The sequence below is a fragment of the Xanthomonas sp. LF07-6 genome (genome assembly GCF_034105445.1).
In the GTDB taxonomy this organism is placed as follows: domain Bacteria; phylum Pseudomonadota; class Gammaproteobacteria; order Xanthomonadales; family Xanthomonadaceae; genus Xanthomonas_A; species Xanthomonas_A sontii.
Genome location: NZ_JAXGGI010000001.1, coordinates 860,992 through 875,882 on the forward strand (window position 1 = coordinate 860,992; position 14,891 = coordinate 875,882).

A 14,891-nucleotide genomic window follows, 5' to 3' on the forward strand; every position below is an offset into this window, starting at 1 on the left:
TGCAGTCCGTCGCCCGCCTTCAGGAGTTCGCATGCGTTCCGCCCCACGTCCCCGCCATCTGCTTCTCGCGCTGCTGGTCGCCGGCGCCTGTGTGCCGCTGCTGCAACGCGCGGCCACCGCCCACGGCGCGCAACCCACAGCGCCAGCTTCCCTCGCAACACACCCGCATGCCGGCCCGGCCAGTGCGCAGACGCCGCCGTCCACTGGTGCCGCTTCGATGAACGGTAGCGCCGTGCCCGGGCCACCTGCGAGTGCGGTGCTGGCCGCGGCGCAGGCGCTGCCTGCCGACTTCCAGGCCGATGTGCTGCTGCGCTTGGCTGCATCCGCCGATCTTCCAGCCGACGGCAACCGGGCCGCTGCCGCGCAACGGCTGACCCAACAGGCCGTGGCACTGGCCGAGCGCGCGCAACGGCGCATGCCAGGCCTGGCCCGCGTCGGCAGCATCGACGAAGAGCACGACGACGAACTTCGCTCACCGCGCACCGCTGGTCTGGATCGGCTGACGCTGCAGACACGCGCCGCACAACACGCCACGCCAGCGCAGGTTCAGGCGTTGTTCGCCGCGCTGCCGACGCCGCACGCCGGCAGTTGCGATGCGGACTATCTCGACGATCCCAGCCCGACCTATGCGTTGGCCAGCGCATTGCAGCCAGCGTCACCGGCAGCGCGCGCCAGCGCAATCGCCGCACGCGTGGACGCGGCGCAACACGAAACCGACACCGCCCCGGCACTGAAGATGGCGCTCGCCGCGGCACCGCTGGATACTGCGGGACAGGCACAGCTCGGCGACGGCCTGGTGCGCATGTTCGAACGCATCCGCGGCGACGATGCCGGTTTCACCGCCACCGAACTCAGCGTGGCCGGCGACATGCCGCTGGTGCTGCAACAAATGTCCGACAGCGCCCTGCGCGAGCGCCTGCACGCCGCCTACCGCGGCTACGTCGCCGCGCATCTAGCGCAGACGCGCTGCGCTTCCAGCGTGCTCGGCAACCACTGGCTGCTGGAACAGCGCTTCGTCGCCGAGCTGCCGGCCGAGCGCATCGTGCCGGCACCGCAGCTCCCCGCGCAGTCGATCGACGCCGATGCGATCTCGCTGATCCGCCAGGCCGGCTACAACATCCGCACGCAGTTGCTGGATCCGGCTTCCAGTGCAGGCGATGCGGCGACGGAAAAAGCATCGATCGAGTTCCTCGACCAACTCGACCACGGCGTGCTGCAGCAGACCGCCGCCAGCGACGACAGCGGCCGCGTGCAGCGCGCGCGCCTGCGCGAACTGTTGCGCTATCTCGAGTACGCGCCGGCGGGCGCGGCGCGCGACCGCGGCATGCACCTGCTCGCCACGCTGCTGAGCGGCCCGTATTACGCACGCGATCACGACACCTGGTTCGGCGATCTGCGCGTGCTCGCCGATCAGGCGCAGCGTTGGCCGGATCGCGATCAACGCCTGGCGCAACTGAGCGGGCACGCCGATCCGGTGGTCAAGGTGTACGCCATGCTGATGCAGCGCAAGCAGTTTCCCTGAGCCTCATGCGCCGCAGTGCGGCGCTGCACAATGCCGTCGTGCGGCCAGGCACGACGGCATCTCGACACAGCGAGATGTGAACCCTGTCAACACTCGGGATTCAGTTGCGATTCGGGAACCGGCCCCTATCGTTCGCGCCTCTTCTCGATCCGCCCATCTTGGCGGATCCGCCGGACTTCAGATTGCCGGCACCCGGGCGGCCCGTGACAGGCCGCCTCCCCATGACGCCAAGCCGCATCGCTTGCCGCGCCATCCCGGCGCAGCGCCACGACGACGGCCCATACGGAGCAAGGAGTACGATGAAACTGGCCTGGATTCTCTGGCTCTCGCAATTGTTGCCGCAACCCGCTGCCGATTCGCTTTGCCTCAGCACCACCGTGTACCTGGAAGCGCGCGACCAGACGCTGCGCGGACAACAAGCCGTCGCCGAAGTGGCGCTGCGTCGCCTGGACAGCGGTCTGTGGGGCGATTCGATGTGCCAGGTGGTCACCGCACGCAAGCAGTTCGCGCCAGGCCTGGTGAAGCCGGGCACCGAACTGAAGAACGACGACGCCTGGGCCGATGCGGTCAAGGTCGCCTTCGCCGCCGAGCGCAACTGGGCGCTGCCGCAGGGCCAGCGCAAGGAGATCGTGCCGGGCGCCAGCCACTTCGCCGCGCATGCCATCGCCAGCCCGAGTTGGCGCAATGCCTATCAGGTCGCGACCATCGGCGACCACACGTTCTATCGCGTGCAGAAGCTGCGTCCACGCAACGCGTCCTGATTGTTCGCCACACAGGCATGTCCTGACGCAGGCGCGCGCGCCACGCAAGGCGCGCCTTCATCGCCAAGCGCCCCGCGCAGCAGGTACGCTCTGCCGTCCTGACCGATGCGGAGCCGCCTGCCATGAAACTCTATTCCAAGCCCGGCGCCTGTTCGCTGGCCGATCACATCGCGCTGCGCTGGGCCGGATTGCCGTTCGAACTGAAGCTGCTGGATGCCGCGGCGATGAAGGCGCCGGCGTACCTGGCGATCAATCCGGCCGGCGCGGTGCCTGCGCTGCAGATGGACGACTGGGTGCTCACCCAGAACTCGGCGATCCTCAACTACATCGCCGATCTCGCGCCCGACGCGCACCTGGCCGGCGACGGCAGCCCGCGCAGCCGTGCCGAAGTGCAGCGCTGGCTGGCCTTCCTCAACGCCGATCTGCACCCGGCGTTTCATCCGCTGTTCGGCAGCACCCGCTATCTCGACGATGCCGCGGTGATCGCCCGCACCCAGGAACATGCACGCGAACGCGTGCGCACGCTGTACGCGCGCGTGGAAGCTGCGCTGGAACAGCAGACCTGGCTGGGCGGCGCGCGCCGTTCCATCGCCGATGCCTACCTGTTCGTCACCCTGCGCTGGGCGCGCGCGCAGCAGATCGCGCTCGGCCCCAATCTGCAGCTGCATTTCGAACGCATGTCCGCCGATCCGCAGGTGCAGGCGGCGCTGCAGGCCGAAGGCCTGAGCTAAGCGATGATGCGGACGCCGGCGCGGCTGCGCCGGCGTCGCCGGTCGCACGTCAACCGCGCAAGGCGCGACGGATTTCCTCCAGCGCGCCGGGATCGTCCAGCGTCGACAGATCGCCCGGATCGCGCTGCTCGGCCAGCGCCTGCAGCGAGCGCCGCAACAATTTGCCCGACCGCGTCTTCGGCAAGGCCTGCACCAGATACACCTGCGCCGGCCGCGCCACCGCGCCAAGACGCTGCACCACGCACTGGCGCAGTTCCTCGATCACTGCCGCCGCATCCGGCGCGACCTGCTTCAGCGTCGCGAACACCACCGGCACCTGCCCCTTCAATTCGTCGTGCATGCCGATCACCGCGACCTCGGCCACGTCGGCATGGCCGGCGATGGCTTCCTCGATCTCGCGCGTGCCCAGGCGATGTCCGGCCACGTTGATCACGTCGTCGGTGCGGCCGAGAATGAAGGTGTAGCCGTCCTCGTCGCGGATCGCCCAGTCCAGCGAGCTGTACAGCAGCGTATCGAAATGGCTGAAGTAGCTGCGCAGGAAGCGCGCGTCGTCGTTCCACACCGTGGTCATGCAGCCCGGCGGCAACGGCGGCTCGATCACCAGCACGCCCTTGCGCCCGGCCGGCACCTCGACGCCGTGCTCGTCGACGATGCGCGTGCGGTACCCAAGATTGGGAAAGCCGGGCGATCCCGGTTTCACCGGCCGCAACTCGACGCCCGGCAACAGGGTCAGCACCGGCCAGCCGGTTTCGGTCTGCCAGTAGTTGTCGATCACCGGCTTGCCCAGCGCCTCGCCGATCCACAACGCAGTCGGCTCGTCCAGCGGCTCGCCGGCCAGGAACAGATAGCGCAGCGCGCTCAGGTCGCGCTCGCGCAGGTAGCGCGCCGGATGTTTCTTCAGCACGCGGATCGCGGTCGGCGAGGAAAACATGGTGCGCACCCGGTACTTCTCGCACAGCGCCCACCACACGCCGGGATCCGGCTGCACCGGCAGGCCTTCGTACAACAGCGAGGTCGCGCCGACGATCAGCGGACCGTACACGTTGTACGAATGCCCCACCGCCCAGCCCACGTCGGAGGTGGAAAACATGGTCTGCCCCGGGCCGCAGTCGAACACCGTGCGCATCGACAACGCCAGCGCCACCGCATGCCCGCCGACATCGCGCTGCACGCCCTTGGGCTTGCCGGTGGTGCCGGAGGTGTACAGCAGGTAGCTGGGCTCGTTGGATTCCAGCCACGCCACCGGCACCTGCGCATCGCCGACGTCGGCACGCAGCTCGGCATAGTCGACGTCGCGCCCGGGCACGCGCGGCAGCGCCGGGTCCAGCCCGCGCGAGACGATCAGCACCGTCGGCGGCGGCGCACTGGCCTCCGCGCAGGCGGCATCGACCAGCGGCTTGTAGGGAATGCGCTTGCCGCCGCGGCTGCCGGCATCGGCGGCGATCAGCAGCTTGGGCCGCGCGTCGTCGATGCGCAGCGCCAGGTTGTGCGCGGCGAAGCCGCCGAACACCACCGAATGCACCGCGCCGATGCGCGCGCAGGCCAGCATCGCGTACACCGCCTCGGCCATGTTCGGCATGTAGATGACCACGCGGTCGCCCCGCTGCACGTCCAGCCGCTGCAGCACCGCGGCGAAGGCGTTGACCTCGCGATGCAGCTGCGCATAGGTGATCTCCTGAGTCTGCCCGGTTTCGCTGGACACCGCGACCAGCGCCAGTTGCGTGGCGCGTTCGGGCAGATGCCGGTCCACCGCGTTGTGGCACAGATTGGTCAGGCCGCCGACGAACCAGCGCCGGAACGGCGGCGTGTCGTACTCCAGGATCGCCTGCGGCGGCCGCTCCCAGTGGATCGCCCTGGCCTGCTCGGCCCAGAACTCTTCGGGCCGCTCGATCGAACGTCGGTACAGCGTCGCGTAGTCCATGCCGCCCCTCCCAAGGCCGGTGCACCGGCTCCGAGCATAGTCCTTCGGTGGGGAGGGCGTCGTTCCGACCTTGGTCGAAGAACATAAACGTTCTCCTCACAATCCCTAGGGGCGAGTTTGGGCTGAGCTAACTGTCAGACCCAGCTTGAAGTGAGGAGCGAATCTCAACCCACTCTTCCCAGGCCCGCTCAGGATCGATGTCGTTGTATCCGCGAGATTCCGCGATAGCATCGCATACGCCCTTTGGCAATGCGATGCAAACAGCATTGTCTCTCGCCTCCAGGACTTCGCCTTCTGTGAGAGAAGATCCCTTCTTTTTTTCCAGATTAAGCAAAACTGCAACTAGCGGAGGCACTGGCACAATGATGAGATCGTCTTCAAATTCATTCTTCATCGTATTTACCCCAAAGATCCGCCGGCAAACGCACTGAGCCCAGCAATTTTCAGCCATCAACAGATGAATTCAGCTTACTCAGCAACTCATCAATTGCCTGACCTCCCCTCTTGCTATTCTCCTCTAGCCGAGCCCTGAGCTCAGAAGCATCACCATCCAAACCTGATTCACTTCGAATTGCGCACATTAGACTGATCTGCGCGGGGCCAAGCCTTTTTATTTCCTCAAGGACCGCTCTTGCGAAGCCTTGCTGATTAGAGTTGTAGACATCCCAGGCGGCATTGCGCGCGCCTGAATGAATTGAAGACTGCTCACGATAGTTGCTCAATGAGTTAAACAGCGAAGCCAGCCGAATTTGATTTGGCACCCCTGATTCGTTTTCCGCTGCAATCTCGGAAAGCACTCGCTGCACCTGAGCAGCACTCTGTTGATACAGTTCATCCGAAATCCTAATGTCGATCTTTGCCTCATGCATTGGCTTTGCAAAGCCGATAAGCCTTAGAAGCGCCTCCCCATACAGCGCAGTCAACTCGGCCGCGGCCGCTGTAGCTTCTCGAGAGCCAACAAGTTGGACTTTCGCCAACATTGCGATCACACCTTGCAGAGGCTCTCCAAAACCGCCCTCAGTTGGATCTTGAGCAGAGAGAGATCCAAGGTACCCATTCGCTCTATTTGTTTCGGCAATAAGCGGCAAGTACACATCTCGCCTCAGACTTGCGAGACGATCCTGATGCTTCTCTTTTGCATCATGCCGCAACTGCTCCTTAAGCCGGCTCATGCTGGCACGATTGGAAAGGACCACGCCACTCAAAGAGATAAATGCAGCGACAATTCCCGACCAAATGACGGTCGGCAAACTGAAGGACAGAGGATCCATGGATACGTCTTCCTAGACGGTTGACTGAGATGCGCACAGTGCTTCCGCGACCATGAGCATCAATTACTAGCTACTTCCCCGGCACCGTAAACGCCCCCCCCCCCCGGCGCCTGCTCGAAGCGCGTGGCCACCGAATCCTTGCTGAGTTGCATGATCTGCGCCAACGGCTTGTGCGGCACGCCCTGGAAATTGACCGTGACCTGGACCAGCGCGCCGTTCGCCCAGTCGAAGCCCACCGCTGGCTTGCTGCCGACCGATTTCTCCAAGTCGGCAGCCACCTCCCGCGAATACGCGTACGCATTCTTCACTGTGTCGACCGCACCGCATGCAGTGAGCGCCAGCAACACCGGCGCGCAGAGCAAACGCCATGTCATCGTGCGCGCTAGGTCGGCCGACTACTGTGTCTTCGCCTTGTCCGCCGACGCCGCACGCGGCGGCGCCTGCTTCACGTAGCGGTCGAACCACTCCAGCATTTCCGCCACCACGTCCTCGTTGGACTCGCGCGCGGTGTACCAGTGCGGTTCGAACGGCAGCAGCACCAGCCGCGCGGTGCCGCCGAGGCCGCGGATGGCCTGGAACATGCGCGGGGCCTGGGTGGTCTCGGTGCCGGGGTTGGCATCGTCCATGCCGTGTACCAGCAGCAGCGGCTCGTTGATCTTGTCGGCGTGGAAGAACGCCGACGCCTGCGCGTACACCTCCGGTGCGGCCCAGAACGACCGCCGCTCGTTCTGGAAGCCGAACGGGGTCAGGGTCTTGTTGTAGCTGCCGCTGGTGGCCACGCCGGCGCGGAACAGGTCGGTGTGCGCCAGCAGGTTGGCCGCCATCAGCGCGCCGTGGCTGTGGCCGGTGACGCCGATGCGGTCGCGGTCGACCACACCCAGCGCCACCGCCTTGTCCACCGCCGCCTGCGCGTTCTCCACCAGCTGCTGCAGGTAAGTGTCGTAGGCGGTCTTGGGATCGCCGACGATCGGGAACGCGGCGTCGTCGATGATCGCGTAGCCGGCCAGCAGCAACAGCTGGTAGGAATGCAGGCGGGTGAAGTCGCGGTCGTTGGCGCCACTGACCTGGCCGGCCTTGGAGGCATCGGCGTAGTCCAGCGGATAGGCGTAGAGGATCGCCGGCACCCGCGTGCCTTCCTTGTAGCCGGGTGGCGTGTACAGGGTGAAGGACAGTTCCACGCCGTCCTTGCGCTTGTAGGTCACCAGCCGCTTCTTGATCTGCCGCACCAGCGGGGTCGGATCGGGGAAGCGAGTCACTGGCGCCAGGGTGGAGGCGACCACCGCCTCGCCGGCTGCCGCAGCCGGCTGCGGCTGGCCCAGCGTGCGCAGGTAGACGTTCGGCGGGTCGCTCGGCGACTGCCGCCAGGTCAGCAGGCGGGTGGTGTCCTCGCCGGCAAACCCGGCGAAGGCCTCATCAACATCGGCGCCGCTGCGGAACAGACGCTGGGTCTTGCCGCTCGCCAGATCATAGCGGTCCAGGAACGGCCGGTCGCCGGCCGGGGTGGCGCCCTGCCCGCTCAGGAACAGTGCGCCGTTGTCCTCGCGCAGCACGTATTCGCCGTTGGCCAGGCGACGCAGTTCGGGCGTGCCGGGATCGGCGTAGAGGTCGTCGGTGGACAGGTCGAACAGCACCCGCCCGGCGCTGCCGGGGCGGTCCGCGTCCAGCAGCGTGGTGCGGCGCCAGTGGCGGTTCTCGTCGTACTCGTCCAGCAGCGCCTGCCCGCCCTGCGCGAACCAGCTCAGGCCGGCGTAGCGCTGGGTCACCTTGGCCAGTTCGCGCGGCTTGCCGGTGAACGGTGCCGACAGGGTCAGCAGCTTGTCGCGCGCCGGCACATTGGTCTTCCAGTCGCCGCCGTCCAGCGCCTCGGCCCAGACCAGGGTGGCCGGCTGGTTGGCGCGCCAGCCGTAGGCGCGCGGCCCGGTGGGCACGCCGTGTACCGGCACGCGATCGGCCACCGGCAGGTTCGCCAGCACGCGCTCGCTGCCGTCTGCCAGGTCCAGCACCGCCACGTCGTGGGCGAAGCGGCCGTAGGTGGTGACGTAGGAGTACGGGCGCTGCAGGCGCTCCACGCGCACGTGGCGGCCGTCCGGCGCACCGTCGACCACCGAGTACACCGCCGGCTTGCCGACCGTGCGCAGCTTGCCGCTGGCGGCATCCACAGTGACCAGCTGCGCCGTGGCGTAGTAGGTGAACTGGGCCTCGTCCTCGGGACTGGACAGGGTGTCGCGGGCCTCGTAGGTACTGCTCTCGCCCTTGCCGCGGATCGCTTCCTTGACCTCCGGCCCCGGCGGTACCGCCGCCTTCACCGGCGCGGGGCCGAGGTCCTGCGGCACCGCACGCACCAGCAGCGTGTCGCTGCCGCCCAGCCACTGGATCTCGCCGCCCAGTACCGGGTTGAGCTGCACGCCGTCGATGCGACGCACCGCGCCGGTGGCGACGTCGCCCAGCCACAGTTCGACGCGGTCGGCCGCGGTGTTGTTGAAGGCGAAGCGGCGCCCGTCCGGCGACCACACCGGCTGCGCCGGGCAGGCGCCGGCCGGCAGGGTCACCGCGGTCTGCTTGCCGCTGGCCACGTCGACCAGGCTGAAGCCGTCCAGGCAGGCGCGGATGCCGTAGCCGTTGGACATGTCGTGGCGGGCGTGGGTGCGCGGTTCCACGCGCACCCCGGCCAGCTTCAGGTACGGCTCGGCGACGCGCGCGATCGGCGGGTAGGCCTGGCGCTCCACCAGCAACAGGGTGCGCCCGGTCGGATCCAGCCGCGGCGACGGATTGAGCGGCGCGCGCATTACCCCCAGCAGCGGCTCGGGGGGTTGCCGGTAACCGCTATCGGCGGTGGCGGCGTGGGCGGCGACAGGCAACGCACTGGCGAGCGCCAGGGCGCCGATCCAGCGGAACGGCATGAGCATGGTCGAAATCCCCTTTCGAATGGCCCGGGCAACCTAGCACGGCCGCCGCGCTGCGGCCGAGCGCCGAAGGTCATGCCTGGCACCGCCTGCGTGCCGCGCTCAGGCCGGTTGCAGCGCCTGCTCGGCGGCCAGCGCCGCCGCCACGCTGGGACGCTGCGCGATGCGCACCGCGTACGCCGCCAACGCCGGATGCGCGTCCAGCGACAGGCCGAACCGCGGCAGCCAGCCGAGCACGGTGAACAGATAGGCATCGGCCACACCGAAGCGCTCGCCGAGCAGGTACGGCTGCGTGCGCAGCGCAGCCTCGGCATGGGCATAGCGCTGCAGCAGGCGAGCGGCGACCGCGGTGCGCCGCGCCGGTGCCAGCCCGGCATCGAACAGCGGCACGCTGCCGGCATGCAGTTCGCTGTTGATGAAGGCCAGCCACTCGTACAGGCGGTAGCGCGGCAAAGTGTCTGCGTCCGCCGGTGGCGCCAGCGCCGCCTGTGGGCAGCGGTCGGCCAGGTACAGCAGGATCGCCGGCCCCTCGGTCAGCACCTGGCCGTCCTCCAGTTGCAGCGCGGCCACGTAGCCCTTGGGATTGATCGCGCGGAAGTCCTCGCCATCGGCGGTGCGCTTGCTGTGGTTGTCCACGCGCACCAACCGGAACGGCAGCTGCAGTTCGCGCAACACGATGTGCGGCGCCAGGGAACAGGCGCCAGGGGCGGCATAGAGGAGCATCGGAACGGTCTCGAAGAGGCGCCGGACAGTCGGCGCGCGCAGTGTGTGCGGCACGGCGGCCTGCGGAGAAACAAGAATGTCAGGCCGGGTCAGTAGCGCCGCTAATGGCCTCGTCCAGGAACCGGCGCAGTTGCAGCGCGGCCGGCGCCGCGTGTGCAGCAGCGACCAGGGCGAAGCGGCGCTGCAGCCGCGGCTGCAACGGCAGCACCTGCACGCCGTCGCGCTCGGCCGGCAGCACCGACGTCGGCAGCAGGCTGGCGCCCGCGCCGTCGCGCACCAGCGCCCAGGCGCTGGACCAGTCGCGCACCTGCAGGCGCAGGTCGGCGATCGCCAGCCCAGCGCGTTCGGCCAGGCGTTGCGCGTGCAGCCAGCAACCGCCGGTGGCCAGCACGAACGGCAGCGCCAGCAGTTCCGCCAGGGCGATGTCGCGCGCCTGCGGACGCGCCAGTGCCGGCGGCAGCACCGCCAGCCAGTCGTCCATGCCGAACACCATGGCGTCGCGCTCCGGCGCCGGATCCAGCACCACGCCCAGGTCGACCGTCCCGTCGGCCAGCCAGGCCTCGACCTCCTCGTCGCTGCCTTCCAGCCAGACCACGCCCGTGTCCGGATGCGCCCGCTCGAACGCGCGCAGGCGCGGCGCCAGCCACGGCCGCGACGAGGCGAAGCCTGCCACCCGCAGCGAGGCCGCACCCGCTGCACGCTGCGCCCTGGCCAGGGCCTGGATCTGCCCCAGTTCGGCCAGCATCGCCCGTGCATGTTCCAGCGCACGCGTCCCGAATGGGGTCGGCCGGATCCGCCCGCGCTCGCGCAGCAGCAGCGCCGCGCCCAGCACGTGCTCCATCTGCGCGATGGCCTGGCTGGCGCCGGACTGGGTGATGCCGCAGCGCGCGGCAGCGGCGCTGATGCTGCCGCACTCGACCACGGCGACGTACAGCCGCCAGTGGATCAGATTCATCATGTCGGATTCCCACAACGCGAAACGCCGGGCGGGGCCCGGCGTTCCGTGACGACGCGATCGCGTTGGCGATCAGCCCAGCAGGTGGGCCACGCCGCTGCGCTCTTCTTCCAGCTCGGCCAGGGTCTTGTCGACGTACTTCTTGCTGAAGTCGTCGATCGGCAGATCCTTGACGATGGTGTACGCGCCGTTCTCGGTGGTAACCGGGAACCCGAAGATCACGCCTTCGGGAATGCCGTAGGAGCCGTCGGACGGCACGCCCATCGTCACCCACTTGCCGTTGCTGCCCAGCACCCAGTCGCGCACGTGGTCGATGGCGGCGTTGGCGGCCGAGGCGGCCGAGGACAGGCCGCGCGCTTCGATGATCGCCGCGCCGCGCTTGCCCACGGTCGGGATGAAGGTGCCGGCATTCCATTCCTGATCGTTGATCGCATCGGCGATGGAGGCGCCGTCGGCGGTGGCGAAACGGTAGTCCGGGTACATGGTCGGGCTGTGGTTGCCCCACACCACCAGCTTCTCGATGCCGCCGACCGGCTTGCCGAGCTTGAGCGAGAGCTGGCTCAGCGCGCGGTTGTGGTCCAGGCGCAGCATCGCGGTGAAGTTCTTCGGGTTCAGGTCCGGTGCCGACTTCATGGCGATGTAGGCATTGGTGTTGGCCGGGTTGCCGACCACCAGCACCTTGACGTCGCGCTTGGCCACCTTGTTCAGCGCCGCGCCCTGCGCGGTGAAGATCTTGGCGTTCTCCAGCAGCAGGTCCTTGCGCTCCATGCCCGGGCCGCGCGGACGCGCGCCGACCAGCAGGGCGATGTCGGCGTCCTTGAACGCGACTTCGGCGTCGTCGGTGCCGACCATGCCGGCCAGCAGCGGGAACGCGCAGTCTTCCAGCTCCATCATCACGCCCTTCAGCGCGGCCTGGGCCTTCTCCATCGGCAGTTCCAGCAACTGCAGGATCACCGGCTGGTCCTTGCCCAGCATTTCGCCGGAGGCGATGCGGAACAGCAGGGCATAACCGATCTGGCCGGCGGCGCCGGTCACGGCAACACGAACGGGTGCTTTCATGGGGGGATTCCTCTGCTAAGAAAGTGGGTGGGGTGGATCAGTAGACGCGATAGCCCAGCGGCTGCAGGTGCAGGTCCAGGGCGGTGGTGTCGTAGCCTTCGACCACGTGCTGGCCGATCACGGTGATCGGCACGCCTTCCAGGCCCAGCGCGGCGGTGGCCTGGCGGCCGGCCTCCTGCTCCACGTCCAGGACCGTGTAGCGGACCTGGGCGCGGGCGAAATCGGCCTGTTGCCGGCGGCAATAGCCGCACCAGTCGGCGGCGAGCATGACGATGCCGGCCTCGCCGGTCAGAAGCCGCGGGTCGCCGGCGGCCAGTGCGGCCGACGGTGTCGAGGCCGCACTGCGCCACCACGCGTGCACGCCGCCGCCGATCACGAGCAGCAGCAGGCACAACACAAGGGGGCGCATCGTCATCGGCGGTCGGGTGCGGCAATCAATCGGGAAAATGGTAGCACGCAGGTTCCGCGCGCCCGGCCGCAGGGCCGGTCGCGCGGACAGCGCCGGATCAGGCGTCGAGGGTGCGGTTCCACTCGGCGACGCGGTCGGCCTTGGCCGCCAGCACCGCGTCGGCGTCGCCTTCGATCGTGATCTTGTTGATCACGTCGCCCTGGGCGACGCTGTCGACCACGTCCAGGCCCTCGAGCACCTTGCCGAACACGGTGTGCTTGCCGTCCAGCCACGGAGTAGCGGTGTGGGTGATGAAGAACTGGCTGCCGTTGGTGCTGGGGCCGGCGTTGGCCATGGACAGCACGCCGCGGTCGTGGCGCACGCCGTTGTTGGTCTCGTCCTCGAAGCGGTAGCCCGGGCCGCCGCGGCCGGAGCCTTCCGGGCAACCGCCCTGGATCATGAAGTCGGCGATCACGCGGTGGAAGTTCAGCCCGTCGTAGAAGCCGCGCTTGGCCAGGTTCACGAAGTTGGCCACGGTCAGCGGGGCCTTGTCGGGATACAGCTCGATCTTGATCGGGCCGCGGGCGGTGTCGAAATGGGCGATCAGGGACATGGGATTCCTTGGAAACGGGGGCGTCATGAGGGGCGCATAGGATACACGTCGCCTCGTTCAGGCTTTGCCCGCGCCCGCCGCCGGCGCCTGAATGCCCCCGCCCTTCCCACCGCCGCCGGCCGCCGGCAGGCGTCACGGGATCCGGGTATACTAGGTGGCTTCCTTTCCTTCCTTCTGGCGCCGGCTGGCCCCCTTTCGCATGTCCATCGAAAATCTTCGCAATATCGCCATCGTCGCCCACGTCGACCACGGCAAGACCACCCTCGTCGACTGCCTGCTGAAGCAGTCCGGCACCCTGTCCGAGCGCACGGTGCTGGCCGAGCGCGTGATGGACAGCAACGACCAGGAAAAGGAACGCGGCATCACCATCCTGGCCAAGAACACCGCCATCACCTGGCAGGGCAACCGCATCAACATCGTCGACACCCCCGGACACGCCGACTTCGGCGGCGAGGTGGAGCGCGTGCTGTCGATGGTGGACACCGTGCTGATCCTGGTCGACGCGATGGACGGCCCGATGCCGCAGACCCGCTTCGTGACCCAGAAGGCGTTCGCGATGGGCTTCAAGCCGATCGTGGTGGTCAACAAGATCGACCGCCCCGGCGCGCGCCCGGACTGGGTGATCGACCAGGTGTTCGACCTGTTCGACAAGCTCGGCGCCACCAACGAGCAGCTCGACTTCCCGATCGTCTACACCTCGGCGCTGAACGGCTACGCCTCGCTGGACGACAGCGTGCGCGACGGCGACATGACCCCGCTGTACGAAGCGATCATGCAGCACGCGCCGAAGCCGGACGTGGACCCGGACGGTCCGTTCCAGATGCGCATCAGCCAGCTGGACTACAACAACTTCGTCGGCGTGATCGGCATCGGTCGCATCCAGCGCGGCGTGCTGAAGAAGAACATGCCGGTGGCGGTGATCGACCGCGAAGGCAAGAAGCGCCAGGGCAAGGTGCTGCAGGTGCTGGGCTTCCTGGGCCTGGAGCGGATCGAGCAGGACAGCGCGCAGGCCGGCGACATCGTCGCCATCTCCGGCATCCAGGAGCTGACCATCTCCGACACCGTGTGCGCGCTGGAAGCCCCCGAGGCGCTGCCGCCGCTGACCGTGGACGAGCCGACCATCTCGATGACCTTCCAGGTCAACAACTCGCCGTTCGCCGGCAACAAGGACCTGTCCGGCGGCAAGTTCCTGACCAGCCGCCAGCTCAAGGACCGGCTGGAGCGCGAGACCGTGCACAACGTGGCGCTGAAGGTGCAGCAGCTGGAAGACGCCGACAAGTTCCTGGTCTCCGGCCGCGGCGAACTGCACCTGTCGGTGCTGATCGAGAACATGCGCCGCGAGGGCTTCGAACTGGCCGTGTCGCGCCCGGAAGTGATCATCAAGGAGATCGACGGGCAGTTGATGGAGCCGGTCGAGCAGCTGGTGGTGGACATCGAGGAGCAGCACCAGGGCGGCGTGATGGAGAAGCTGGGCATCCGCAAGGGCCAGCTGAAGAACATGGAGCCGGACGGCAAGGGCCGCGTGCGCCTGGACTACATGATCCCGGCGCGTGGCCTGATCGGCTTCCAGAACGAGTTCCGCACCCTGACCCAGGGCTCGGGCCTGCTGTTCCACGTGTTCGACCACTACGGCCCGAAGGAGCAGGGCGCCATCGCCAAGCGCCAGAACGGCGTGATGATCGCCAATGCGCCGGGCGCCACCCCCGCCTACGCGCTGGGCCCGCTGGAAGAGCGCGGCCGCCTGTTTGCCGCCGAAGGCGACAACGTGTATGAAGGGCAGCTGGTCGGCATCCACTCCAAGGACAACGACCTGACCGTCAACGCGATCAAGACCAAGCCGCTGACCAACATGCGTGCCTCGGGCAAGGACGATGCGATCAAGCTGACTCCGGCGATCAAGTACACGCTGGAGCAGGCGCTGGACTTCATCGAGGACGACGAACTGGTCGAAGTCACCCCGAAGGAGATCCGCTTGCGCAAGAAGCACCTGACCGAAAACGAGCGCAAGCGCGCCGGTCGCGCGGGCTAAGGGATAGCGCACGCC

Annotated in this window: 14 protein-coding genes; 4 read left to right on the forward strand and 10 right to left on the reverse strand. The window is 67.8% G+C overall.

The features are described 5' to 3' along the window. The first annotated feature begins 217 nt into the window (after nucleotides 1-217). The 3 genes from SLW56_RS03620 to SLW56_RS03630 all read left to right on the forward strand — a co-directional run bounded on the left by SLW56_RS03620 (nucleotide 218) and on the right by SLW56_RS03630 (nucleotide 3,014). Nucleotides 218-1,522, forward strand: a complete 1,305-nt coding sequence (locus SLW56_RS03620; protein WP_320694358.1) for a hypothetical protein — start codon at nucleotides 218-220, stop codon at nucleotides 1,520-1,522. A 299-nt stretch (nucleotides 1,523-1,821) separates the two neighbouring features. After that, complete coding sequence (locus SLW56_RS03625; protein WP_019797714.1) at nucleotides 1,822-2,283, forward strand: cell wall hydrolase; 462 nt, start codon at nucleotides 1,822-1,824, stop codon at nucleotides 2,281-2,283. A gap of 122 nt (nucleotides 2,284-2,405) precedes the next feature. Further along, nucleotides 2,406-3,014, forward strand: a complete 609-nt coding sequence (locus SLW56_RS03630) for a glutathione binding-like protein (protein ID WP_017911124.1) — start codon at nucleotides 2,406-2,408, stop codon at nucleotides 3,012-3,014. A 49-nt stretch (nucleotides 3,015-3,063) separates the two neighbouring features. Here SLW56_RS03630 and prpE read toward each other — a convergent pair whose 3' ends face one another. The 10 genes from prpE to SLW56_RS03680 form a co-directional block, all read right to left on the reverse strand. After that, entirely contained in the window at nucleotides 3,064-4,935 is a 1,872-nt protein-coding gene (gene prpE / locus SLW56_RS03635) for a propionate--CoA ligase (protein ID WP_320694359.1), read from the reverse strand. Between the two features lie 127 nt (nucleotides 4,936-5,062). Then, the gene (locus SLW56_RS03640) at nucleotides 5,063-5,329 is read right to left on the reverse strand and encodes a hypothetical protein (RefSeq protein WP_152182212.1); all 267 of its coding nucleotides are present in this window, start codon (nucleotides 5,327-5,329) and stop codon (nucleotides 5,063-5,065) included. A gap of 49 nt (nucleotides 5,330-5,378) precedes the next feature. Beyond that, complete coding sequence (locus SLW56_RS03645) at nucleotides 5,379-6,206, reverse strand: hypothetical protein (RefSeq protein WP_152182213.1); 828 nt, start codon at nucleotides 6,204-6,206, stop codon at nucleotides 5,379-5,381. A 59-nt stretch (nucleotides 6,207-6,265) separates the two neighbouring features. Continuing rightward, a complete protein-coding gene (locus SLW56_RS03650; protein WP_267093581.1) occupies nucleotides 6,266-6,580 on the reverse strand; it encodes a hypothetical protein in 315 nt (104 codons plus the stop codon). Between the two features lie 21 nt (nucleotides 6,581-6,601). Continuing rightward, a complete protein-coding gene (locus SLW56_RS03655; protein ID WP_320694360.1) occupies nucleotides 6,602-9,112 on the reverse strand; it encodes a prolyl oligopeptidase family serine peptidase in 2,511 nt (836 codons plus the stop codon). A 99-nt stretch (nucleotides 9,113-9,211) separates the two neighbouring features. Then, nucleotides 9,212-9,832 carry a glutathione transferase GstA gene (gene gstA, locus SLW56_RS03660; RefSeq protein ID WP_152182216.1) on the reverse strand — a complete coding sequence of 207 codons (621 nt, stop codon included), beginning with the start codon at nucleotides 9,830-9,832 and terminating at the stop codon, nucleotides 9,212-9,214. Nucleotides 9,833-9,911: 79 nt separating this feature from the next. After that, nucleotides 9,912-10,790 carry a LysR family transcriptional regulator gene (locus SLW56_RS03665; protein ID WP_320694361.1) on the reverse strand — a complete coding sequence of 293 codons (879 nt, stop codon included), beginning with the start codon at nucleotides 10,788-10,790 and terminating at the stop codon, nucleotides 9,912-9,914. A gap of 69 nt (nucleotides 10,791-10,859) precedes the next feature. Beyond that, nucleotides 10,860-11,846 carry a malate dehydrogenase gene (locus SLW56_RS03670; RefSeq protein WP_152182218.1) on the reverse strand — a complete coding sequence of 329 codons (987 nt, stop codon included), beginning with the start codon at nucleotides 11,844-11,846 and terminating at the stop codon, nucleotides 10,860-10,862. A gap of 37 nt (nucleotides 11,847-11,883) precedes the next feature. Then, nucleotides 11,884-12,261 (reverse strand): glutaredoxin family protein, encoded by a 378-nt coding sequence (locus SLW56_RS03675; protein ID WP_267100336.1) that lies wholly within the window; start codon nucleotides 12,259-12,261, stop codon nucleotides 11,884-11,886. Nucleotides 12,262-12,352: 91 nt separating this feature from the next. Then, nucleotides 12,353-12,847 (reverse strand): peptidylprolyl isomerase, encoded by a 495-nt coding sequence (locus tag SLW56_RS03680; RefSeq protein ID WP_048490063.1) that lies wholly within the window; start codon nucleotides 12,845-12,847, stop codon nucleotides 12,353-12,355. Between the two features lie 199 nt (nucleotides 12,848-13,046). On the opposite strand from SLW56_RS03680, the gene typA reads away from it, so the two are divergent. Beyond that, nucleotides 13,047-14,876, forward strand: a complete 1,830-nt coding sequence (gene typA, locus SLW56_RS03685) for a translational GTPase TypA (RefSeq protein ID WP_010340464.1) — start codon at nucleotides 13,047-13,049, stop codon at nucleotides 14,874-14,876. Nucleotides 14,877-14,891: the final 15 nt, after the last annotated feature.

What these genes read in the sequence shown, in the direction of transcription:
- SLW56_RS03620 (WP_320694358.1), top strand. Translation starts at nt 218, where the DNA reads ATGAACGGTAGCGCCGTGCCCGGGCCACCTGCGAGTGCGGTGCTGGCC.
- SLW56_RS03625 (WP_019797714.1), top strand. Translation starts at nt 1,822, where the DNA reads ATGAAACTGGCCTGGATTCTCTGGCTCTCGCAATTGTTGCCGCAACCC.
- SLW56_RS03630 (WP_017911124.1), top strand. Translation starts at nt 2,406, where the DNA reads ATGAAACTCTATTCCAAGCCCGGCGCCTGTTCGCTGGCCGATCACATC.
- prpE (WP_320694359.1), bottom strand. Translation starts at nt 4,935, where the DNA reads ATGGACTACGCGACGCTGTACCGACGTTCGATCGAGCGGCCCGAAGAG.
- SLW56_RS03640 (WP_152182212.1), bottom strand. Translation starts at nt 5,329, where the DNA reads ATGAAGAATGAATTTGAAGACGATCTCATCATTGTGCCAGTGCCTCCG.
- SLW56_RS03645 (WP_152182213.1), bottom strand. Translation starts at nt 6,206, where the DNA reads ATGGATCCTCTGTCCTTCAGTTTGCCGACCGTCATTTGGTCGGGAATT.
- SLW56_RS03650 (WP_267093581.1), bottom strand. Translation starts at nt 6,580, where the DNA reads ATGACATGGCGTTTGCTCTGCGCGCCGGTGTTGCTGGCGCTCACTGCA.
- SLW56_RS03655 (WP_320694360.1), bottom strand. Translation starts at nt 9,112, where the DNA reads ATGCTCATGCCGTTCCGCTGGATCGGCGCCCTGGCGCTCGCCAGTGCG.
- gstA (WP_152182216.1), bottom strand. Translation starts at nt 9,832, where the DNA reads ATGCTCCTCTATGCCGCCCCTGGCGCCTGTTCCCTGGCGCCGCACATC.
- SLW56_RS03665 (WP_320694361.1), bottom strand. Translation starts at nt 10,790, where the DNA reads ATGATGAATCTGATCCACTGGCGGCTGTACGTCGCCGTGGTCGAGTGC.
- SLW56_RS03670 (WP_152182218.1), bottom strand. Translation starts at nt 11,846, where the DNA reads ATGAAAGCACCCGTTCGTGTTGCCGTGACCGGCGCCGCCGGCCAGATC.
- SLW56_RS03675 (WP_267100336.1), bottom strand. Translation starts at nt 12,261, where the DNA reads ATGACGATGCGCCCCCTTGTGTTGTGCCTGCTGCTGCTCGTGATCGGC.
- SLW56_RS03680 (WP_048490063.1), bottom strand. Translation starts at nt 12,847, where the DNA reads ATGTCCCTGATCGCCCATTTCGACACCGCCCGCGGCCCGATCAAGATC.
- typA (WP_010340464.1), top strand. Translation starts at nt 13,047, where the DNA reads ATGTCCATCGAAAATCTTCGCAATATCGCCATCGTCGCCCACGTCGAC.